Origin of the sequence: Hydrogenophaga sp. BPS33 (assembly GCF_009859475.1) — a bacterium.
Classification (GTDB): domain Bacteria; phylum Pseudomonadota; class Gammaproteobacteria; order Burkholderiales; family Burkholderiaceae_C; genus Hydrogenophaga.
In genome coordinates this window covers 3338646-3361087 of sequence record NZ_CP044549.1, presented here as the reverse complement: position 1 = coordinate 3361087, position 22442 = coordinate 3338646, and the positions used below count along the sequence as shown (strand labels likewise).

18 protein-coding genes and 1 tRNA gene are annotated in these 22442 nt (G+C 64.6%); 13 read left to right on the top strand and 6 right to left on the bottom strand.

Annotated features, from left to right (window positions below):
- Positions 1-52: 52 nt before the first annotated feature.
- From F9K07_RS32290 to F9K07_RS15490, 4 genes are all read right to left on the bottom strand, one after another.
- Positions 53-223, bottom strand: coding sequence for a TraR/DksA family transcriptional regulator (locus F9K07_RS32290; protein WP_159594290.1), 171 nt, complete (start codon positions 221-223; stop codon positions 53-55).
- A gap of 195 nt (positions 224-418) precedes the next feature.
- A tRNA-Ser gene (locus F9K07_RS15500) sits at positions 419-508 on the bottom strand.
- Between the two features lie 47 nt (positions 509-555).
- Complete coding sequence (locus tag F9K07_RS15495; protein ID WP_159594289.1) at positions 556-1470, bottom strand: SPFH domain-containing protein; 915 nt, start codon at positions 1468-1470, stop codon at positions 556-558.
- A 52-nt stretch (positions 1471-1522) separates the two neighbouring features.
- Entirely contained in the window at positions 1523-1948 is a 426-nt protein-coding gene (locus tag F9K07_RS15490) for an NfeD family protein (RefSeq protein ID WP_159594288.1), read from the bottom strand.
- A 222-nt stretch (positions 1949-2170) separates the two neighbouring features.
- Between F9K07_RS15490 and F9K07_RS15485 the strand changes: the two genes are divergently transcribed.
- A complete protein-coding gene (locus F9K07_RS15485; protein WP_159594287.1) occupies positions 2171-4444 on the top strand; it encodes an arginine/lysine/ornithine decarboxylase in 2274 nt (757 codons plus the stop codon).
- 138 nt (positions 4445-4582) lie between these two features.
- Here F9K07_RS15485 and F9K07_RS15480 read toward each other — a convergent pair whose 3' ends face one another.
- Both F9K07_RS15480 and fabI read right to left on the bottom strand, forming a co-directional pair.
- Positions 4583-5446 (bottom strand): DNA ligase, encoded by an 864-nt coding sequence (locus tag F9K07_RS15480; protein WP_159594286.1) that lies wholly within the window; start codon positions 5444-5446, stop codon positions 4583-4585.
- A 60-nt stretch (positions 5447-5506) separates the two neighbouring features.
- Positions 5507-6304: an enoyl-ACP reductase FabI gene (gene fabI, locus F9K07_RS15475; RefSeq protein WP_159594285.1), complete on the bottom strand. Its 798-nt coding sequence runs from the start codon at positions 6302-6304 to the stop codon at positions 5507-5509.
- A 38-nt stretch (positions 6305-6342) separates the two neighbouring features.
- On the opposite strand from fabI, the gene F9K07_RS15470 reads away from it, so the two are divergent.
- The 12 genes from F9K07_RS15470 (at position 6343) to F9K07_RS15415 (ending at position 22440) form a co-directional block, all read left to right on the top strand.
- Positions 6343-8178, top strand: coding sequence for an extracellular solute-binding protein (locus tag F9K07_RS15470; protein WP_159594284.1), 1836 nt, complete (start codon positions 6343-6345; stop codon positions 8176-8178).
- Positions 8179-8184: 6 nt separating this feature from the next.
- Positions 8185-9216, top strand: a complete 1032-nt coding sequence (locus tag F9K07_RS15465; RefSeq protein WP_159594283.1) for a microcin C ABC transporter permease YejB — start codon at positions 8185-8187, stop codon at positions 9214-9216.
- Positions 9216-10253: an ABC transporter permease gene (locus F9K07_RS15460; RefSeq protein ID WP_159594282.1), complete on the top strand. Its 1038-nt coding sequence runs from the start codon at positions 9216-9218 to the stop codon at positions 10251-10253. Before F9K07_RS15465 ends, F9K07_RS15460 begins: the two co-directional genes overlap by 1 nt.
- Positions 10250-11848, top strand: coding sequence for an ABC transporter ATP-binding protein (locus F9K07_RS15455; RefSeq protein WP_159594281.1), 1599 nt, complete (start codon positions 10250-10252; stop codon positions 11846-11848). Before F9K07_RS15460 ends, F9K07_RS15455 begins: the two co-directional genes overlap by 4 nt.
- 151 nt (positions 11849-11999) lie before the next feature.
- Positions 12000-12599, top strand: a complete 600-nt coding sequence (rimP, locus tag F9K07_RS15450; protein ID WP_159594280.1) for a ribosome maturation factor RimP — start codon at positions 12000-12002, stop codon at positions 12597-12599.
- A gap of 51 nt (positions 12600-12650) precedes the next feature.
- Positions 12651-14150, top strand: coding sequence for a transcription termination factor NusA (gene nusA, locus F9K07_RS15445; protein ID WP_159594279.1), 1500 nt, complete (start codon positions 12651-12653; stop codon positions 14148-14150).
- Between the two features lie 32 nt (positions 14151-14182).
- Entirely contained in the window at positions 14183-17047 is a 2865-nt protein-coding gene (gene infB, locus F9K07_RS15440; protein ID WP_159594278.1) for a translation initiation factor IF-2, read from the top strand.
- A gap of 6 nt (positions 17048-17053) precedes the next feature.
- On the top strand, positions 17054-17428 hold the full coding sequence (rbfA, locus tag F9K07_RS15435; protein ID WP_159594277.1) for a 30S ribosome-binding factor RbfA: 375 nt from the start codon (positions 17054-17056) through the stop codon (positions 17426-17428).
- A gap of 2 nt (positions 17429-17430) precedes the next feature.
- A complete protein-coding gene (truB, locus tag F9K07_RS15430) occupies positions 17431-18423 on the top strand; it encodes a tRNA pseudouridine(55) synthase TruB (protein ID WP_159594276.1) in 993 nt (330 codons plus the stop codon).
- Positions 18420-20246 carry a translational GTPase TypA gene (gene typA, locus F9K07_RS15425; protein ID WP_159594275.1) on the top strand — a complete coding sequence of 609 codons (1827 nt, stop codon included), beginning with the start codon at positions 18420-18422 and terminating at the stop codon, positions 20244-20246. Before truB ends, typA begins: the two co-directional genes overlap by 4 nt.
- Before the next feature lie 54 nt (positions 20247-20300).
- Positions 20301-21308 carry a DMT family transporter gene (locus tag F9K07_RS15420; RefSeq protein WP_159594274.1) on the top strand — a complete coding sequence of 336 codons (1008 nt, stop codon included), beginning with the start codon at positions 20301-20303 and terminating at the stop codon, positions 21306-21308.
- A 25-nt stretch (positions 21309-21333) separates the two neighbouring features.
- Positions 21334-22440: an enoyl-CoA hydratase/isomerase family protein gene (locus F9K07_RS15415; RefSeq protein ID WP_442907330.1), complete on the top strand. Its 1107-nt coding sequence runs from the start codon at positions 21334-21336 to the stop codon at positions 22438-22440.
- The last annotated feature ends 2 nt before the right edge of the window (positions 22441-22442 follow it).

Below are 22442 nucleotides of genomic sequence, written 5' to 3'. Positions count from 1 at the left end.
CTTCGGGCAGCGCGCCCATGGCGCAAGAGCCAAGTGGGCGTGTTCCGGAATTTCAGGTGCGCAAGACCGACCCATGTCGATCAAGCGGACTCTCATGCTGGGCCTGGCAAGTCATGCAATAGGGCGCCTGTGGCATGGCGATCAGCCGCTGCTCGGCGATCTGCTCGCCGCAGTCCGCGCAGAAACCATAGGTGCCATCGTCAAGACGTCGCTGCGCGTTCATCAGATGGGCCAGCTCAGCGTTCCTGCAGCGACCACATTTCGCTAAACGGGACGGTGTCAGCGGCGTCCAGGAAGAGGCCGTGGTTGCCAACGAACGTGTTTGGCGTGGAAAAACAAAAAAGCCCCGCAAATCATGGACTTGCAGGGCTTTTAGGGGGTTGCCTTGGACGCTTTGGGACGTCTTCGGACCGATCGTTGGCGGAGAGGGCGGGATTCGAACCCGCGGTGGGGATTAGCCCACACACGCTTTCCAGGCGTGCGACTTAAACCACTCATCCACCTCTCCGCGAAGCCTGCGATTGTAGCAGGCCAATCAACAGGTCCGGCTCGGAATCAGACGTTTTTGCCGGTGCCGACCATCTTCATGGCAGACGCGATAAGCGCAGACACCTCGGTCATGTTGCTGGGCACGATCAGGGTGGTGGTCGCATCGGCCGCTACCTTGCTGTAGGCCTCAACGGCTTTCTCGGCCACCTTCAACTGCACCGCTTCCTGGCCGCCAGGCTGGCGAATGGCTTCCGCAACTTTGCGAATGGCTTCGGCGTTGGCTTCGGCCACTGCGAGAATGGCTGCGGCTTCACCTTGCGCGTTGTTGATTTCCGCCTGCTTCTCGCCTTCGGAGCGGGCGATGTAGGCCTCGCGCTCACCGGTGGCGATGTTGATCTGTTCCTGACGACGGCCTTCGGAGGCCGCGATCAACGCGCGCTTCTCGCGCTCGGCCGTGATCTGTGCCTGCATGGAGCGCAGGATTTCGGCGGGGGGCGTCAGATCCTTGATTTCATAGCGCAGCACCTTCACGCCCCAGTTCAGCGCCGCTTCGTCAATGGCCTGCACCACTTGCGCGTTGATGATGTCGCGCTCTTCAAAGGTCTTGTCGAGTTCCAGTTTGCCGATGACCGAACGCAGCGAGGTCTGGGCCAGCTGCGTCACGGCCACGATGTAGTTCGACGAGCCGTAGCTCGCGCGCATCGGGTCGGTGACCTGGAAATACAGGATGCCGTCCACCTGCAATTGCGTGTTGTCGCGCGTGATGCAGACCTGGCTCGGCACGTCCAGCGGAATTTCCTTCAGGCTGTGCTTGTAGGCGACCTTGTCGACGAAGGGAACGAGAAAGTTCAGGCCCGGAGCCAGCGAGGCGTGGTACTTGCCCAGCCGCTCAACCACCCACGCGTTTTGCTGCGGAACGACTTTGATGGAGCGGGTGATGAAGATCACCGCAATGACGAGCAGGATGATGGCGAGTTCCATGGCGTTCGTGTCTCTAAAAGTTTCAGAAGGGGCGAGGGTAGCGCATGCGTGCTCAGACTTTTTCGACGAGCAACCGGCTGCCCACCAGCTCGGCCACGCGGTAGCTGCCCGGCGTGGGTGCGTTGCCCGGCCGCTGGATCACGGTCCACTGCGCACCGCGGTACTTCACGGTGGCGGTGCCATCGGCATGCCACTCGTCGATGTGCAGAACCTCGCCCACGTCGAGGTTGACGCTGCGCATGGAGCGCACCGACGGGTCGCCATCGCGCCGCCGCTTGATGAGATACCAGCCCACCACCGCCGCCGATCCCACCACCGCTGCAACGATGATCTGCGCCGTGATCCCGAAGCCCGCGTGTGCGGCCAAGGCCCCGGCCGCGATGCCCACCGCCAGCATGAGCAGGTAGAACGTGCCGGTGAACAGCTCCAGCGCCACGGCAGCACCGGCCAACAGCCACCACAAGGTTGATTCCGACATGAACGAATACTCCTGACTGGGGAACGATAAAGAGGGAGGTCGACCCTACCTGAAGCAGGCCGGTATGTCTGGCTCGCGCCACATTCTGCGGCAAAAGCCCGGCATGTTCTGCAGGGTGACACGCGATTTCCGTACACTTCGCGCCTGCTTTGCCACCGATGGCCCTTCGAGCCCGTCGGTACCTTTTCCCCTGTGGCCGGCGCCGTGCGGCTGGAGAACGACATGAAATTCCGCTTTCCCATCGTCATCATCGATGAGGACTTCCGCTCCGAGAACGCTTCGGGCCTGGGCATTCGCGCGTTGGCGCAGGCGATCGAGGTCGAGGGCTTCGAGGTTGTGGGGGTGACGAGTTATGGCGACATGAGCCAGTTCGCGCAGCAGCAAAGCCGCGCGAGCGCGTTCATCCTGTCGATCGACGACGAGGAGTTCAGTTCGGGCGAGGACATCGACCCGGTGGTGCTGAACCTGCGCAACTTCATCGACGAGGTGCGGCGCAAGAATTCGGACGTGCCGATCTACATCTACGGCGAAACCAAGACCAGCCGGCACCTGCCCAACGACGTGTTGCGCGAGCTGCATGGCTTCATCCACATGTTCGAGGACACACCGGAGTTCGTGGCGCGCCACATCATCCGCGAAGCCAAAAGTTATCTCGAAGGCATTCAACCGCCGTTCTTCAAGGCGCTGCTCGACTACGCCGAAGACGGCTCGTACTCTTGGCACTGCCCGGGCCACTCCGGGGGCGTGGCCTTCCTGAAGAGCCCTGTCGGCCAGATGTTCCACCAGTTCTTCGGCGAGAACATGCTGCGCGCCGACGTGTGCAACGCGGTGGAAGAACTCGGCCAGTTGCTGGACCACAATGGCGCGATCGGCGCGAGCGAACGCAACGCGGCACGCATCTTCAACGCCGACCACTGCTTCTTCGTCACCAACGGCACCAGCACCAGCAACAAGATGGTGTGGCACCACACCGTGGCGCCGGGCGATGTGGTGGTGGTGGACCGCAACTGCCACAAGTCCATCCTGCACAGCATCATCATGACGGGCGCGATCCCCGTCTTCCTCAAGCCCACGCGCAACCACTACGGCATCATCGGCCCGATTCCGCAGAGCGAGTTCGAGATCGAATCGATCCAGGCCAAGATCCGCGCCAACCCGTTGCTGGACGGCGTCGACGCGGCCACCGTCAAACCGCGCGTACTCACACTGACGCAGTCCACCTACGACGGTGTGCTCTACAACACCGAGGCCATCAAGCAGATGCTCGACGGGTATGTGGCCAACCTGCATTTCGACGAAGCCTGGCTGCCGCACGCGGCGTTCCACCCGTTCTACGGCAACTTCCACGCCATGGGCAAGAAACGCGCGCGGCCGATGGAGTCGGTGGTGTACGCCACGCAGTCGATCCACAAGCTGCTTGCCGGCATCAGCCAGGCCAGCCACGTGCTGGTGCAGGATTCGCAGAACGTGAAGCTGGACCGCCACCTGTTCAACGAGTCGTACCTGATGCACACCAGCACCAGCCCGCAGTACGCCATCATCGCCAGCTGCGACGTGGCCGCCGCCATGATGGAGCCGCCCGGCGGCCGCGCGCTGGTGGAAGAGAGCATTTTCGAGGCGCTCGATTTCCGCCGCGCCATGCGCAAGGTGGAGGCCGAGTTCGGCGAAGACGACTGGTGGTTCAAGGTCTGGGGGCCGGACGATCTGGCCGACGAGGGCATGGGCGAGACCGGCGACTGGGTGCTCAAGCAGAAGGACGTGTCCTTCAACGGCAAGGACTGGCATGGCTTTGGCGACATGGCGCCGGGCTTCAACATGCTGGACCCGATCAAGGCCACCATCGTCACCCCGGGCTTGAATCTGGACGGCCGCTTCGAGGCCGAAGGCATACCGGCGTCCATCGTCACCAAGTTCCTGGCCGAGCACGGCGTGGTGGTCGAGAAGACGGGCCTGTACAGCTTCTTCATCATGTTCACCATCGGCATCACCAAGGGCCGCTGGAACACGCTGCTCACCGCGCTGCAACAGTTCAAGGACGACTACGCCAAGAACCAGCCGATGTGGCGCATCCTGCCCGAGTTCTGCCAGAAGCACCCGCGCTACGAGCAGATGGGCCTGCGCGACCTGTGCCAGCACGTGCACGAGCTCTACGCCCGCTACGACATCGCACGCCTGACCACCGAGATGTACCTGAGCGACCTCACGCCGGCCATGAAGCCGTCCGACGCGTTCGCGCACATCGCGCAGCGCACCACCGAGCGGGTGCCCATCGACGAGCTCGAAGGCCGCATCACCACCAGCCTGGTGACGCCGTATCCGCCGGGCATTCCGCTGCTGATCCCCGGTGAGGTCTTCAACAAGAAGATCGTCGACTACCTGAAGTTCGCGCGCGAATTCAACCTGCAGTGCCCGGGCTTCGAGACCGACATCCACGGTCTGGTGGAAGTGGTGGGCGACGATGGCCGCAAGCGTTTCTTCGCCGACTGCGTGAAGTAGGAACACCCCCCTGCGCCGCTTCGCGGCTTCCCCCCTCTGTGGCGCGCCTTTGGCGCTTCGAGGGGGGACGGCATCTTGGGCCGGCAAAGCCGTCCCTTGCTGCCCCTGGATCTGGGCACGCGCGCCGTGAAAGGCTTGCTAACCCGGCGCGTCGGGCCGCATCCTTACGAAGCTTGCAAAACGCGGCACACCGCTGGTGTTGATACCCCTGAACCGGTAGGTCACCCATTCGCCCACGGCGGGCGGGCGCTCGCGCTGGGCATCGGTGAACCCGGTGCCCAGCCGGAACCGCAGGCCCGCTGGCGTCTGCACCAGCAAGGCACCCATGCGCCCTGCATGCCGGCCTTGGCCCGGCACGTAGCCGATCACGCGGGCTTCGGCGTCGTCGTGCGTTTTCACCTTGAGCAGGTCGTCGCTGCGCACGGCGCGATAGTGCGAATCGGCCTTGTGCAGCATCAGGCCCTCGCCGCCATCCTTCACCATGCGGTCCAGCCGTGCCATGAGCACCGCGTGGTTGGGCACGCGTTCCTGCGGCACCGCGCGCACCCAGGGCTGGTCGATGCGCGACACCAGTCCGTGGTAGGCCGTGATGCGGTCCGAGAACGGCCCGGGGTGGGCGGGCATGTCAAACACCATGAAGCGGATGCGGCGCCAGGCTTCTTCGTTGGGCGTCTGCTGGCGCACCGTGGACAGCGCTTCCTCGAAGCGCCCTCGACCGGCCCAGAGTTCGCCATCCATGGGTTCGGCAGGCCAGCCAGCGGTGAACCAGGCCGGTGCCACGATGGTCTCGCCGCCTCGGGACAGCAGGCGCTGCCCGTCCCAGAAGGCGCGCAAGCCGTCGTATTTTTCGCTGAGCCAATAGGCGGCCAGAGGCATGCCCGGGCGGTAGACGCCCGCCAGCATCAGGGCGGGTGCGTCGGCAGCCTGGGCCGAGGCGTTCAAGGCGCTCAGGAGCAGCGTCGCTCCGAGCCCGGACAACCATTTGCGTCGTTGCAAAGGCATGCGATGGCGTGTGCCCCAGCCCGCTTCAGGGTACCGGGGTCTTGTGGATGGAAGGGAAGGTCAGAGCATGGCCTGGCTGTCGCGGCTCACCCCCGTGGTCTGGGCGTAGCCGCCGTCCACGTAGGTGATTTCCGCTGACACGCCGGAAGCCAGGTCGGACAGCAGGAACGCGGCCACATTGCCGACTTCCTCGATCGTGATGTTGCGGCGGATCGGGGCCGCGCTGGCGACCAGGTTGAGCAGTTTGCTGAAGTCCTTGATGCCGCTGGCCGCGAGCGTCTTGATCGGGCCGGCGCTGATGCCGTTGACGCGCATGCCCTTGGGGCCCAGCGACTCGGCCAGGTAACGCACCGAGGCTTCCAGGCTGGCCTTGGCCAGGCCCATGGTGTTGTAGTTGGGCACGGCGCGGATGGCGCCCATGTAGCTCAGCGTGAGCAGCGACGCCTTGTCGTTCAGATAGGGCAGGGCCGCCTTGGCCATGCCGGGGAAGCTGTAGGCGCTGATATCGTGCGCGATGCGGAAGGCTTCGCGGGAAAGGCCTTCGAGGAAGTCGCCGGTGATCGCTTCGCGCGGGGCGAAGCCGATGCTGTGCACGAAGCCGTCGAACTTGGGCCAGGTCTGCGCCAGGTCGGCGAAGAGCTTGTCGATCTGCGCGTCATCGCTCACGTCGCAGTCGAAGATGAGCGTCGAATTGAAGTCGGCCGCGAACTCGGTGATGCGGTCCTTGAACCGTTCGCCGACATAGCTGAACGCGAGTTCGGCGCCTTGTTGGTGGCAAGCCTTGGCAATGCCGTAGGCGATGGATCGGTTGGACAACACGCCCGTGATCAGCAGCTTCTTGCCTGCGAGGAAACCCATTTTTCAATCTCCAGAGAAAATTCCTTCAGAATTGTCTCATGCGCGTCATCCTTCCCAACCTCCACCGCCACCTCGCCACCTGGGGCGTGGCCGTGGCCTTGGTGGCGTGGAGCCCGCTGGGCTGGGCAGCCCACGGTTATGCGCTCTGGGGCGATCTCAAGTACCCACCAGGTTTCGCGCATTTCGACTACGTCAACCCGCAAGCCCCGCAGGGCGGGGATTTGCGGCTGGTGAGCAACCAACGGGTCTCCACCTTCGACAAGTACAACCCGTTCACCATCCGCGGTTCGGCGCCGGCCTACCTGGCTGCGCTCATGTTCGACACCCTGCTCACGCCCTCCCTGGACGAGACCGCGTCGGCCTACGGCCTGCTCGCCCAAGACGTCAACGTCGCGGCTGATGGTCTGTCGGCCACGTTCAAGTTGCGGCCTGAGGCGCGATTCCACAATGGCGACCCGGTGCTGGCCGCCGACGTGCGCCACAGCTACGACACCTTGATGAGCCCGCAGACCATGCCGGCCTACAAGTCCTTGCTGGAGGACGTGGTGGGTGTGGACGTGATCGACGAGCGCACCGTGCGCTTTCGCTTCAAGCGGCCCAACCGCGAACTGCCCCTGACCGTCGGCACGATTCCCGTGTTCAGCCGCCAATGGGGCATGGAGAACGGCAAGCCCAAGCCCTTCGACCAGGTGGTCATGGACATTCCGATCGGCAGCGGCCGCTACAAGATCGGGCCGGTGACCTTCGGCCGCGACATCACCTACGTGCGCGATCCGAACTATTGGGCGCGCGACCTCAATGTCAAGCGCGGCACCGACAACTTTGACCGCATCACGGTCAAAATCTACAAGGACAACACGGCCCGCCTGGAAGGTTTCAAAGCCAGCGAGTACGACTTGATGCAGGTGTTTTCGGCGGGCGACTGGGCGCGCCGCATGAGCGGCAAGCGCTTTGACAGCGGTGAGTTGGTGAAGGGGGAGTTCGCACACCGGCTGCCCTCGGGCTTCCAGAGCTACGTGCTCAACACGCGCAACCCCAAGCTGGCCGACGTGCGCGTGCGCGAGGCCCTGGGCCTGGCGCTGGACTACGAGTGGATGAACCGGCAGATGTTCTACAACTCGTACCAGCGGGTGAACGGCCTGTTCGGCAATACCGATTGCGAGACGCATGGCACGCCGTCGCCCGAAGAACTGGCGCTGCTCGAACCCTGGCGCGGGAAGGTGCCCGACACCGTGTTCGGCCCGATGACGGTGCCGCCGCGCACCGACGGCGATTCGTCGCTGCGCGCCAATCTGCGCCGTGCCCGCACGCTGTTGCAGGAGGCGGGTTGGGTGTACCGCGATGGCGCACTGCGCAATGCGCAAGGTCAGCCGATGGTGCTGGAGTACCTCGACAGCCGGGAGGGTGGCGTGCGCTCCGTCGGGCCGTGGATCCAAAGCCTCGAGAAGCTGGGCATCCGCCTGAACTTCCGCTCGGTCGATTACGCGCTGTACCAGCAGCGGGTGGACCGGTTTGAGTACGAGATCATCTCCATCGCCTTTGCCGGCACCAACAATCCGGGGCAGGAGTATGCCGACATGTTCGGCAGCAAGGCCGCGGACACGCCGAGCTCGGGGAACTTCGCTGGCGTCAAGAGTCCCGCCGTGGATTCCCTCATCCGCCGCATGACCAGCGCCAAAAACAAGGCCGAACTGCTGCCCGCCTGCCATGCCCTGGAGCGCGTGATCGCCCACAGCCACTACCTGATCCCGCAATGGACCGTCAACGTGCATCGCATGGCGTACAACGCGGCGCGTTTGGACAAACCGGCGCAGATGCCGCCCTACACCCAGGCCGAAACCTGGGCCATCAGCACCTGGTGGGCAAAAAGGTAAAGCCATATGTGGGTCTACATTCTCAAGCGCCTGCTGCTCATGCTGCCCACCCTTTTTGGCGTGCTGCTGCTCACCTTTGTGGTCATCCAGTTCGTGCCCGGTGGTCCGGTGGAGCAGTACCTGGCCGAAGCCCGAGCCGGCGCGGGCCCCGGTGGGACCGAGGGCAGTGGCATGGCCTACCGCGGAGGGCAGGGCGTGGACGCCGAGCGGCTGGAGCAGATCAAGGCCCTCTACGGATTTGACAAGCCCGCGCACGTGCGCTTCGTGGAAATGCTGGGCCGCTTCGCGCGTTTCGACCTGGGCAACAGCTTCTTCCAGAACAAACCGGTGGGCGAACTCATCCTGGAAAAACTGCCGGTCTCCATCACGCTCGGCCTCTGGACCTTCCTCATCAGCTACGGCGTGGCCGTGCCGCTGGGCGTGGCCAAGGCAGTGCGCGCGGGCTCGAAGTTCGACTTCGTCACGACCCTGCTGGTGCTGGTGGGCTACGCCATCCCGGGTTTCGTGCTCGGCGTGGCACTGCTGGTGATCTTCGGGGGGCAACTGCAGTGGTTCCCTTTGCGCGGCCTGACCTCTTCCAACTGGGATGAGCTGAGCTGGGGGGCTCGCATCATCGACTACCTCTGGCACATCACCTTGCCGGTCACGGCCATGGTACTGGGCAGTTTCGCCGTCACCGCGATGCTGACCAAGAACGCCTTCCTCGAAGAGATCCGCAAGCAGTACGTGATGACCGCGCGCGCCAAAGGGCTGGACGAGCGGCAGGTGCTGTGGAAGCACGTGTTCCGCAACGCGCTCATCCCCATCATCACAGGCTTTCCTTCCGCCTTTATCGGGGCTTTCTTCACCGGCGCACTGCTCATCGAAACCCTGTTCTCGCTCGACGGGCTGGGCCTGCTGAGCTACGAGAGCGTGATCCGGCGCGACTACCCGGTGGTCATGGGCACGCTGTTTCTCTTCACCCTGATCGGCCTGGTGACCAAGCTCATCTCCGATCTTTGCTACGTGTGGGTCGATCCCCGCGTCAAGTTCGACTGATGGCGGCGCACACTTCGCTCAGCCCGGCCCGGCGCGCCTGGCAGCGCTTCAAGCGCAACCGATTGGGCTACTGGAGCCTCATCATCTTCTGTGTCCTGGTGATCGCCAGCCTGTTCGCCGAAGTGCTCTCCAACGACCGTCCGCTGGTGGTGCGCTACGAGGGCAAGACCTATTTCCCCATCGTGCGGGACTATGCCGAAACCACGTTCGGCGGTGACTTCGAAACACCCGCCGACTACCTCGACCCGTTCATCCGCGAGCAGATTACCCGCGGTGACAACTGGGCGGTCTACGCGCCGAACCCCTACGGCGCGCAAACGATCAACTACTTTGCCGAAAAGCCCAACCCTTCCGCGCCAACCCGCGCCAATTGGTTCGGCACCGACGACCGGGGCCGCGATCTGCTGGCGCAATTGATCTACGGTTTTCGGGTCAGCGTGCTGTTCGCGCTGGCGCTCACCGCCATCGGCGTGGTGCTGGGCATCGTCACCGGCGCCATCCAGGGCTTCTTCGGGGGCAAGACCGATCTGGCGTTTCAGCGCTTCATCGAAATCTGGGGCTCGATGCCCGAGCTGTACTTGCTCATCATCTTCTCCGCCGTGTTCTCGCCCAGCGTCGGCCTGCTGCTGATCCTGCTGAGCCTGTTCGGCTGGATGGGCCTGTCCGACTACGTGCGGGCCGAATTTTTGCGCAACCGCCAGCTGGACTACGTGCGCGCGGCGCGCGCGATGGGCCTATCCAACGGGCAGATCATCTGGCGCCACGTGTTGCCCAACAGCCTCACACCCGTGGTGACCTTTCTGCCGTTTCGCATGAGCGCGGCCATCCTGGCGCTGACCTCGCTCGACTTCCTCGGCCTGGGCGTGCCGCCGGGCACACCGTCGCTGGGCGAACTGCTCAGCCAGGGCAAGAACAGCATCGACGCCTGGTGGATCTCGCTCTCCACCTTCGCCGTGCTCGTTCTCACGCTGTTGTTGCTGACCTTCATGGGCGACGCCCTGCGCGATGCGCTAGACCCCCGAAAGGCCGACCGATGAGCCAGGAAGCCCTGTTGCAAGTGCAAGGCCTGCGGGTGGCGTTCGGCGCTCAGGAAGTCGTGCACGGCATTGATTTCGCCATCCGCACGGGCGAGAAGCTGGCGTTGGTGGGCGAGTCCGGCTCCGGCAAGACCGTCTCGGCCTTGTCGCTGCTGCGCCTGGTGCACAACGCCGAGGTCTCGGGCACCGTGCTGCTCAACGGGCAAGACCTGCTCGCGCTTACCGAGCGGCAGTTGCGCGGCGTGCGTGGCGACGAAGTGGCTTTCGTGTTTCAGGAGCCCATGAGCGCACTCAACCCGCTCTATACGGTGGGTGACCAGATCCGCGAGGTGTTGCAACTCAAGAAGGGCCTCTCGCCCCGGCAGGCCAGCGCCGCGGCCGTCGAGCTGCTGGCCTCCACCGGCATTCCGGAGCCCGCGCGGCGTGCCAACGCCTTCCCGCACCAGCTGAGCGGCGGCCAACGCCAACGCGCCATGATCGCCATGGCCCTGGCCAGCAAGCCCCGGCTGCTGATCGCCGACGAGCCCACCACCGCACTGGATGTGAGCCTGCGCGAGCAGATCCTGGATCTGCTGTCCGAACTGCAGCGCCAGCATGGCATGGCGGTGCTGCTGATCACGCACGACTTGAACCTGGTGCGCCGCTTCGCCGACCGCGTGGCCGTGATGGAGCGCGGGCATCTGGTGGAGCAGGGCGGGGTGCGCGACGTGTTCGCCGCGCCACGGCATGCCTACACCCGCAAGCTGCTGGCGAGCAAACCGGTGCGCGATGTGGTCGAGGACGAGATCCAGGCCGATGCGGCATCTGTGCTGATGACGAAAGATCTGCGGGTGGCCTATCCGGTGAAGTTGCCGGGTTTGAAAGGCTGGTTCCGCAAGGGCGAATTCGTGGCCGTGCGGGGCGCGGACATGTCGGTCGCACCCGGGCGCACCCTGGGCGTGATCGGCGAATCCGGCTCGGGCAAGTCCACTTTGGCGCTTGCCGTGCTGGGACTTCTGCCGCACCAGGGCCAGCTTCAACTGGCCGGCACGGCATGGCATGGTGGTCAGAAAGACAAAGCCTTGCGCCAGCGCGCCCAGGTGGTGTTCCAGGACCCGTTTTCCTCTCTGTCGCCCCGCATGACGGTCGAACAGATCGTGGGGGAAGGCCTGGAGGTGCACCAACCCGGGCTCTCGGCGCAGCAGCGGCGCGAGCGGGTGGTGGCCGCTCTTGCCGATGTGGGCCTGGTGGAAGACCCGACGCACGGCGGCGACTGGCTGCAACGCTATCCGCACGAATTCTCCGGTGGCCAGCGCCAACGTCTGGCGATTGCGCGTGCGCTCATCATCGGTCCCGAGTTGCTCGTGCTGGACGAGCCCACCAGCGCCCTGGACGTGACGGTGCAGAAACAGGTGTTGGCCTTGTTGCAGCGACTGCAACGCGAACGGGGGCTGAGCTACCTGCTCATCACCCACGATGTGGACGTGATCCAGGCCATGGCGCACGACGTGCTGGTCATGAAGGATGGCAATGTGGTCGAAAGCGGTACCGTGCGACAGGTGCTGCAAGCCCCGACGCACCCCTATACGCGGGCGCTGGTCCAGGCCGCCGGTTGAGCGAGCCTTGAAGGCGGCGTGTAAAAGGGTTACAATCCTTGCTTCACGACCAAATGGGCGGGTTCTCACCGGCCCATTTTTTTTGGCCGAACGATTTTCGCCCTGCGGACGACCCAGGGCAATGCAAACCCTGGGCAAGACACCACACCGCATGGCTTGGCAAGACACCGTAGAGCAAACCGTTACCGGACTGGGTTTTGACCTGGTGGAGCTCGAACGCTCCGCTGGCGGGTTGCTGCGGGTCACGATCGACTTGCCCTGGAGCGCACCAGAAGCCGGCCAGCCGCGGCCGGCGGAACGGTTTGTGACGGTGGAAGATTGCGAGCAGATCACGCGGCAGTTGCAATACCTGCTGGAAGTGGAAGGTTTGGAATACCGACGCCTTGAAGTGGGCTCCCCCGGCATTGACCGGCCGCTCAAGCGCGAGCTGGACTATGTGCGGTTCGAAGGCCATGTGGTGGACCTGACGCTGAAGGCGCCGATCGGTGCAACCGGCTCCGATGTGGCGGCCAACCGCAAGAAGTTTCGCGGCACGCTCGAACGTGCCGCCGATGGCGTTCAGTGGCAAGTGGTGTGGAGCGACGCGCCCGAGCCCAAGCCAGGGCAGCGGGTGAGCAAGAAGCGGGCTGCGGTGCCGCTGCAGGCCATGGTCTTTTCGCTGGCCGACATCCAGCAGGCACGCTTGGCGCCGATCGTGAGTTTCAAGGGTCGTCAGGCGCCTGGCGCGGCTGCCGCGCCGGGCGATGAATGAGAGAAAACGTTGTGACTACGAAAAAGCTATTCGGAAAGGTGGGCGAGTGAAATGAACCGCGAAATGTTGATGCTGATCGATGCGATTTCACGCGAGAAGAACGTCGAGCGCGACGTCGTGCTGGGCGCTGTTGAACTCGCGTTGGCCTCGGCCACCAAAAAACTCTACAAGGGCGAGGTCGACATCCGTGTCGCCATGGACCCCGACACCGGCGCCTACGAAACCTTCCGCCGCTGGCTGGTGGTGCCCGACGAGGCCGGTCTGCAGAACCCCGATGCCGAGGAAATGCTCAGCGATGCGCGCGACGAGCTCGCCGACCTCGAGCCCGGCGACTACATCGAGAAGCCGGTCGAGAGCGTGCCCATCGGCCGCATCGGCGCCATGGCCGCCAAGCAGGTGATCCTGCAGAAGATCCGGGATGCCGAGCGCGAAATGCTGCTCAACGACTTCATGTCGCGCGGCGACAAGGTCTTCGTGGGCACCGTCAAGCGCATGGACAAGGGCGACCTCATCGTCGAGAGTGGCCGCGTGGAAGGGCGCCTCAAGCGCGGCGAGATGATCCCCAAGGAGAACTTCCGCACCGGCGACCGGGTGCGCGCCATGATCATGGAAGTCGACCTGACGCTGCGTGGCGCGCCCATCCTGCTCTCGCGCGCCGCGCCAGCTTTCATGATCGAGCTCTTCCGCCAGGAAGTGCCCGAAATCGAGCAAGGTCTGCTCGAGATCAAGAACTGTGCCCGAGACCCTGGCTCGCGCGCCAAGATCGCCGTGCACAGCTACGACAAGCGCATCGATCCCATCGGCACCTGTGTCGGCGTGCGCGGTTCGCGCGTCAACGGTGTGACCAACGAGCTGGCCGGTGAGCGCGTGGACATCGTGCTGTGGTCGGAAGATCCGGCCCAGTTCGTCATCGGCGCATTGGCGCCGGCCAACGTGGTCTCCATCGTGGTGGACGAAGAGCGCCACGCCATGGACGTGGTGGTGGACGAGGAAAACCTCGCCATCGCGATCGGCCGCGGAGGTCAGAACGTGCGGCTGGCCTCCGAGCTGACTGGCTGGCGCATCAACATCATGACGGCCGACGAGTCGGCCCAGAAGCAGGCCGAAGAGGCCGATGGCATCCGCAAGGTGTTCATGGCCAAGCTGGACGTGGACCAGGAAATCGCCGACATCCTGATCGAGGAAGGTTTCACCAGCCTCGAGGAAGTGGCCTATGTGCCCCTGCAGGAAATGCTCGAAATCGAGTCGTTCGACGAAGACACCGTCAACGAGCTGCGCACGCGCGCCAAGGACGCTTTGCTGACGATGGAAATCGCCCGCGAGGAAAGCGTCGAGGAAGTGTCGCAGGACCTGCGCCACCTCGAAGGTCTGACGCCGGAGCTCATCGCCAAGCTGGCCGAAGGCGGCATCCATACGCGAGACGAGCTGGCCGATCTGGCCACCGACGAACTCACCGATATCACCGGACAGACGCCTGAAGAGGCCACGGCGCTGATCATGTTGGCACGCGCGCACTGGTTTACCGGTGACGAAGCGCCGTCCACGAACTGACCAGCGGAGGCCCACGCGGAGAGAAAGAACCCATGACCAGTACCACTGTTGCCGAATTGGCTGCTGAGCTGAACAAACCCACCACCGTCCTGCTGGAGCAACTCTCCGCAGCCGGTGTGCCCAAGACGTCCGGGGCCGACGCGGTCACCGATGCCGACAAGCAGTCGCTGCTCGGCCACCTCAAGGCCAGCCATGGCACTGCCGGCGGTGAACGCAAGAAGATCACCCTCGTCAAGAAGTCGACCTCCGAGATCAAGCAGGCCGACGCGACCGGTCGCGCCCGCACGATCCAGGTGGAAGTGCGCAAGAAGCGCACCTTCATCAAGCGCGACGACGACGTGGCGGTGCCCGAGACGGTTGCCGAGCCTGCCGCTGCGCCGGCGGCTCCCTTGATCGATGCCGAGGAACTCGCGCGCCGCGAAGAGGCGGCCCGTCGTCAGGCGGAGCTGCTGCGCCGTCAGGAAGAAGAATTGACCGAGAAGCGCAAGGCACGTGAGGCCGAAGAGGCCCGTCAGGCCCAGGCTCAAGCGGAAAAGGAAAAGGCAGAGCAGGCACGCGCGGCCGAGGAAGCGGCTGCCCGTGAAGCCGCTGCGCCGCAGCCAGAGGTCGACACGGCTGCGCTCAAGGCCAGCAAGGAAGCCGAAGCCAAGGCCGCCGCGCTGGAGCGCGAGTCCGCAGCCCGCGTGGCCGCCGAGAAGGCCGCGGAAGCCAAGCGCCAGGAAGAGCAGCGCGCACAGGACTTGAACGAGCGCCGCCGCAAGGCCGAGGCCGAAGCCGCCAGCATCCGCGCGATGATGTCCGCGCCTGCCAAAACCTTGGTGGCGAAGAAGCCCGAGCCCAGCGCCGATCCGAAGGCCGGCATCAAGGGCACGTTGCACAAACCAGCAGGCACGCCCGGCAAGGCCCCACAAGCGGCCACGGCAGCGCCAGGCGCTGCGGGTGCCGCAGGCAAGAAGGAAGTCAAATCCGAAAACCTGTCCTCCACCTGGAAGGACGACGCGGCCAAGAAGAAGGAAATCAAGACCCGTGGCGACACCACGGCCGGACGTTCCAACTGGCGCGGAGGCCCGCGTGGCCGGCGCAATGACCGCGATTCACGCGACTCGGGCTCGGGCAGCTTCGTGGCGCCGACCGAGTTCAAGTCGATCGAGGTGCACGTGCCCGAAACGATCACCGTGGCCGAGCTCGCGCACAAGATGAGCCTGAAGTCCTCGGAGGTCATCAAGCAATTGATGAAGCTGGGGCAGATGGTCACCATCAACCAGCCGCTGGACCAGGACACCGCCATGATCGTGGTGGAAGAACTGGGACACAAGGCCGTCGTGGCAGCGCTGGACGATCCGGAAGCCTTCACCGACGAAGAAGCGGCGCAAACAGACGCCGAAGCTTTGCCACGCGCACCGGTGGTCACCGTTATGGGGCACGTCGACCACGGCAAGACCTCGCTGCTGGACTACATCCGCCGCGCGAAGGTGGCTGCGGGCGAAGCCGGCGGCATCACGCAGCACATCGGGGCTTACCACGTGGAGACACCACGCGGCATGATCTCCTTCCTCGACACCCCGGGCCACGAGGCGTTCACCGCCATGCGGGCGCGGGGCGCCCAGGCGACCGACATCGTGATTCTGGTGTGCGCGGCCGATGACGGTGTCATGCCGCAAACCAAGGAAGCGATCAAGCACGCGAAGGCGGCAGGTGTGCCGATGGTCGTGGCCATCACCAAGATCGACAAGCCGGGCACCAACATCGAGAAGGTGCGCTCCGAGCTGGTCGCCGAAGAAGTCGTGCCCGAAGAGTTCGGTGGCGACATTCCCTTCGTGGGTGTGTCGGCCAAGACCGGCGAGGGCATTGACGCTTTGTTGGAGCAGGTGCTCCTGCAAGCCGAAGTGCTCGAACTCAAGGCGCCGGTCGATGCCATGGCCAAGGGCCTGGTGATCGAAGCGCGCCTGGACAAGGGCCGCGGCTCGGTGGCCACCGTGCTGGTGCAAAGCGGTACGCTCAAGACCGGCGACGTGATCCTGGTCGGCCAGACCTCGGGCCGCGTGCGCGCCATGCTCGACGAGAATGGCAAGACGATCAAGTCGGCTGGGCCATCGATTCCGGTGGAAATCCAGGGTCTGGCGGAAGTGCCGCAGGCGGGCGACGATTTCATGGTGATGACCGACGAGCGCCGTGCGCGCGAAATCGCCACCTACCGCGCGGGCAAATTCCGCAACACCAAGCTGGCCAAGCAACAGGCCGCCAAGCTGGAGAACATGTTCTCCGACATGTCGGCGGGCGAAGTCAAGCTGCTGCCGATCATCGTCAAGGCCGACGTGCAAGGTTCGCAGGAGGCACTGTCGGCGTCGCTGCTCAAGCTCTCGACCGACGAAGTCAAGGTGCAGTTGGTGTTTGCCGGCGTGGGCGGTATCAGCGAGTCCGACGTCAACCTGGCGATTGCCTCGAAGGCCGTGGTCATCGGCTTCAACGTGCGTGCCGACGTGGGCGCGCGCAAGCTGGCCGAAGGCAACGACGTGGACCTGCGTTACTACAACATCATCTACGACGCGGTGGACGAGTTGAAGGCGGCCATGTCGGGCATGCTGGCGCCGGAGAAGCGCGAGGAAGTGATTGGCGCGGCCGAGATCCGCACCGTGTTCGTGGCCTCCAAGATCGGTACGGTTGCGGGTTGTATGGTCACTTCGGGCATGGTCACGCGCAGCGCGCATTTCCGCCTGCTGCGCGACAACGTCGTGGTCTACACCGGCGAGATCGACACGCTCAAACGCCTCAAGGACGACGTGCGCGAAGTCCGCGAAGGCTTCGAGTGCGGTATCAAGCTGAAGAACTACAACGACATCAAGGAAGGCGACCAGCTCGAATTCTTCGAGGTCAAGGAAGTGGCGCGTACGCTGTAACCCACCATGCCCCGCAAAGCGTCTTCCACCCCCAACCGCGGTTTCCGCGTGGCCGACCAGATCCAGCGCGATCTGGCCGAGCTGATCGCGCGCGAGCTCAAGGACCCGCGGGTGGGCATGGTGACGATCAACGCGGTCGAGGTGACGCCCGACTACGCGCACGCCAAGGTGTTCTTCAGCCTGCTCACCGGCAATCCCGATGAGGCCCGGGAGGGCCTCAACGCCGCAGCCGGCTTCCTGCGCAACGGCCTTTTCAAGCGTCTGCACATCCACACGGTGCCGACCTTGCACTTCGTGTTCGACCGCACCACCGAGCGTGCGGCCGACATGAATGCCTTGATTTCCAAGGCCGTCGCTTCACGCTCCAAAGACGAGGGTTGAAGATGCACGCGCCACGCACACGGGTGCAACGGCGCCCTGTGCATGGGGTGTTGTTGCTCGACAAGCCGCTGGGACTCTCCAGCAACCAGGCCCTGCAGAAGGCCAAGTGGTTGCTGCGCGCGGAGAAGGCGGGCCACACCGGCACGCTCGATCCGCTGGCCACCGGCGTGCTGCCGCTGTGTTTTGGCGCGGCCACGAAGTTCAGCCAGTTGCACCTGGATGCGAACAAGACCTACGAAACCACCGTCCGCCTGGGGGTGAAGACCCGCACCGCCGATGCCGAAGGCGATGTCCTTGAAACCCGCCCTGTGAATTGCAGTGTGGGCCAGGTGGTCGAGGTGCTCGACCGCTTCACGGGTCCGATCGCCCAGGTGCCGCCCATGCACAGCGCCTTGAAGAAGGACGGCAAGGCGCTCTACGAATATGCGCGCGAGGGTGAAACGGTGGAGCGCGAGGCGCGCAACGTCGTCATCCACGAACTGGAGTTGCTCGACCTGCAATTGCAGGGCGACGCGCCGCATGTGCGGCTTCGGGTGCGTTGCAGCAAGGGGACCTACATCCGCACGCTGGGCGAGGACATCGGCGAAGCCCTGGGTTGCGGCGGCCATCTCTCCATGCTGCGCCGTACCGCCACCGGCCCGTTCGAGGTGTCGCAATGCATCACCCTCGACGCGCTCGAAGCCCTGGGTGAAAACGATCGCATCGAACGGTTGTTGCCCGTGCAGGCACTGCTGGACGGTCACGACGCTGTCACGCTCGGTGCCGACGATGCCGGGCGGTTTCTCAGCGGCATGCGACGCTGCGGCGATTGGGCGGACAGCGCGCGCGTGGCGGTGTTTGGCCCGGTCCCGCACGGCGCCCACGACCCACCCGCATCGCCGCCCGTGCTGCTCGGCAGCGCGCGCACCGTGGCAGGTGAACTCATCCCGGGGCGGCTGCTGAGCCCCACCGAAATACAGCAAATCCTGGAAACCTCACCGGAACTCGCATCATGAGCAAACAAATCCGCAACATCGCCATCATTGCCCACGTCGACCATGGCAAGACCACCATGGTTGACCAACTGCTGCGCCAGTCGGGCACCTTTGCCGACCACGAGAAGGTGGTTGACACCGTGATGGACAACAACGCGATCGAGCGCGAGCGCGGCATCACCATCCTGGCCAAGAACTGCGCCGTGAGCTGGCAAGGCACGCACATCAACATCGTCGACACCCCGGGCCACGCGGACTTCGGTGGTGAAGTGGAGCGCGCGCTGTCCATGGTGGACAGCGTGGTGCTGCTGATCGATGCGCAGGAAGGCCCCATGCCCCAGACGCGCTTCGTGACGAAGAAAGCCTTGGCCCTGGGCCTGCGTCCCATCCTGGTGGTCAACAAGGTCGACAAGCCCGGTGCCAACCCCCAGAAGGTGGTGAATGCCGCCTTCGATTTGTTCGACAAACTGGGCGCAACCGACGAACAACTCGATTTCCCCGTGGTCTACGCCTCAGGCATCAACGGCTGGACCTCGCTGGAAGAGGGCGCTCCGGGCGAACAATGGGGCCCTGACATGTCGGCCCTGTTCGACACCATCCTCAAGCACGTGCCGGCCAACTCCGGTGACCCCGCTGCGCCTCTGCAACTGCAGATCTCCGCGCTCGACTTCTCCACGTTCGTGGGTCGTATCGGCGTGGGACGCATCAGCCAGGGCACCCTCAAGCCCATGCAAGACGTGCTCGTGATGGAAGGTCCGGACGGCAAGGCCATCAAGGGCCGCGTCAACCAGGTGCTGACCTTCCAAGGCCTGGACCGCGTGCAGACCCCGGTGGCCGGCCCCGGCGACATCGTGCTGATCAACGGCATCGAGGGCATCGGCATCGGGGTGACCGTGACCGACCCTGCCAACCCGGCGCCCCTGCCCATGCTGCGCGTGGACGAACCCACGCTGACCATGAACTTTTGCGTGAACACCTCGCCACTGGCGGGCCGTGAAGGCAAGTTCGTGACCAGCCGCCAGCTCTGGGATCGACTGCAGAAGGAACTGCAGCACAACGTGGCGCTGCGCGTGAACGAGACCGATGAAGAGGGCATCTTCGAGGTGATGGGCCGGGGCGAATTGCACCTGACCATCCTGTTGGAGAACATGCGCCGCGAGGGCTACGAGATGGCCGTTTCCAAGCCGCGTGTGGTGTTCCGCGACGTGGACGGCGTCAAGCACGAACCTATCGAGCTGGTGACCGCCGACATCGAAGAAAGCCACCAGGGCGGCGTGATGCAGGCCCTGGGTGAGCGCAAGGGCGAGCTGGTGAACATGGAGTCGGACGGACGTGGCCGTGTGCGCCTGGAGTACCGCATTCCGGCCCGTGGCCTGATTGGCTTCACCAACGAATTCCTGAACCTGACGCGCGGTTCGGGCCTTATCGCCAACATCTTCGATTGCTACGAACCGCACCGTGGCGACATTGGCGGGCGCAAGAACGGCGTGCTGATCTCCATGGACGACGGTGAAATCTTCACTTACGCCCTGGGCAAGCTCGACGACCGTGGCCGCATGTTCGTAAGGGCCAACGACCCGGTGTACGAAGGCATGATCGTCGGCATCCACAGCCGCGACAACGACCTCGTGGTGAACGCCACGCGCACCAAGCAGCTCACCAACTTCCGCGTCAGTGGCAAGGAAGATGCGATCAAGATCACACCGCCCATCGACCTCACGTTGGAGTACGGCGTGGAATTCATCGAGGACGACGAACTGGTCGAAATCACGCCCAAGAGCGTGCGCCTTCGCAAGCGCCACCTGAAGGAGCACGAGCGCAAGCGCGCCAGCCGCGACGCTTGACCCACCCGCACAGGCCGCCGTTCTCCGGAACGCGGCCTTTTTTACGTTGCAGCCATGCCGTTTCGCCTTCTGAACCGACTCACGCACACCCAGGCGGTGTTCATGATGATCGCCGTGACGCTGATGTGGTCCATCGCCGGGGTGGTGACGCGCCAGCTGGAGTCGGCCGCCCGCTTCGAAGTGACCTTCTGGCGCAGCGCGTTCACCGCGCTCTCGCTGCTGGTCATTTTGCCGTTGTGGCGCACGTCGGACAGGGCTTGCGGGGTCATCGCAGACGATCCCAAGCAAACCCCGTTGGAGCGGCATTGGGGTGTGCTGGCGCACTCCAAAGTCTTCTGGATCTCGGGCGTGTGCTGGAGCGTCATGTTCACGGCTTTCATGCTCGCGTTGACGTTCACGACCGTGGCCAACGTGCTCATCATCATGGCGGTGGGGCCGTTATTCACCGCGCTGGTGGCCCGCGCGGTCGTTGGTCATCGACTGGCCCTGCGCACGTGGGTCGCCATCGTGGCTGCGGGTGTTGGCATCGTCTACATGTACGGAAGTCAGTTCCTGCACGCCTTCTCGGACCCGACCACCGAATCAGGTGGTCTCGTCATCGGGTCGCTGGTGGCACTTTGCGTGCCCATTGCCAGCGCAGTCAACTGGACCGTGATGCAGCGCGGCCAGACCCAGGGTGAAAAGATCGACCTCGTGCCTTCGGTGCTGCTGGGCGGTGTGCTGTCGTCCCTGGTGACCTTGCCCCTGGCGCTGCCGTTCCAGGCTTCCGGCACCGACATCGCCTGGCTGGCCTTGCTGGGTGCGGTGCAACTGGCGACCCCATGTGCGCTGGCGGTGGTCTGTGCGCGCTCCCTCAAGGCACCCGAAGTCTCGCTGCTGGCCTTGCTGGAAGTGATCTTCGGCATTCTGCTGGTGTGGCTCGGCGCGGGCGAGGCCCCCGGGCGCGAAGTGCTCCTCGGTGGCTCGTTGGTCATCGGCGCGCTCATGATCAACGAACTGCTGGGCTGGCGCTCGCGCATGGGCACGCCGCGGCTGCAGACCCTCGACAAACAACTGCCCTGACCCACTGTTGCATTGCATTGGAAAAATGATGAACGCCACCGCATCCACCGACAACCCTGTGATCGCCGAAGTCCGCGGGCGCGTGGGCTGCATCACGCTCAACCGTGCGAAGGCGCTCAACGCGCTGTCGTTGAGCATGATCCGCGACATCACCCGCGCGCTGCTCGACTGGAAGGACGACGCGGCGGTCCTCGCCGTGGTCGTGCGCGGCATGGGCAAGGAAGGGCCCTTCGGGGCCTTCTGCGCGGGCGGCGACATTCGTTTCTTCCACCAGGCTGCGCTGGCCGGCAACCCCGAACTCGAGGATTTCTTCACCGAGGAATACGCGCTCAACCACCTGATCCACACCTACCCCAAGCCCTACATTGCGCTCATGGACGGCATCGTCATGGGAGGCGGCATGGGTATCAGCCAGGGCGCGAGTCTGCGCGTCGTGACCGAGCGCAGCAAGCTTGCGATGCCCGAGACGAACATCGGTTTGTTCCCGGACGTGGGGGGCGGCTACTTTCTCAGCCGCTGCCGCGGGCACCTGGGCGAATACCTCGCGCTGACCGGTCTTGTCCTTGGCGGCCAAGAGGCCATGGCCGCGGGTTTGGCGGACGGTTACATCGACTCGGGCCGCTTGCCCGGCCTGTGGGCGTCGCTCGAAAAGACGCCCTTCGAGAACGGCGCGGCGGTCGAGCGCTGGTGTGCGAGCCACCTGAGCACCGTGGTCACGCCACCGCCATGGCCCGTGAAGGAGGTGGACCGCGTGTTCGGGCTACCCGATGTGCCGCAGATCGTGACCGCGCTGGAAAGTACCGACAGCGAATGGGCGCGCCAGACGGCTGCCACGCTGCGCCAACGCTCGCCCTTGATGCTGCATGTCGTGCTGGCGCAGATCCGCAGGGCACGCAGCATGGGGCTGGCCGACGACCTGCGCATGGAACGCGACATGGTGCACCGCTGTTTCCACCTGCGCCCCGGTGCGGCCAGCGAGACGGTAGAGGGCATCCGCGCACTCGCGGTGGACAAGGACCATGCGCCGAAGTGGAACCCCGCCCGCATCGAAGACGTGACGCCCGCGCAGGTCGACGCGTTCTTCGAGAGCCCTTGGTCGGCGGATTCGCACCCGCTCAAACAGCTCGGGTGAAG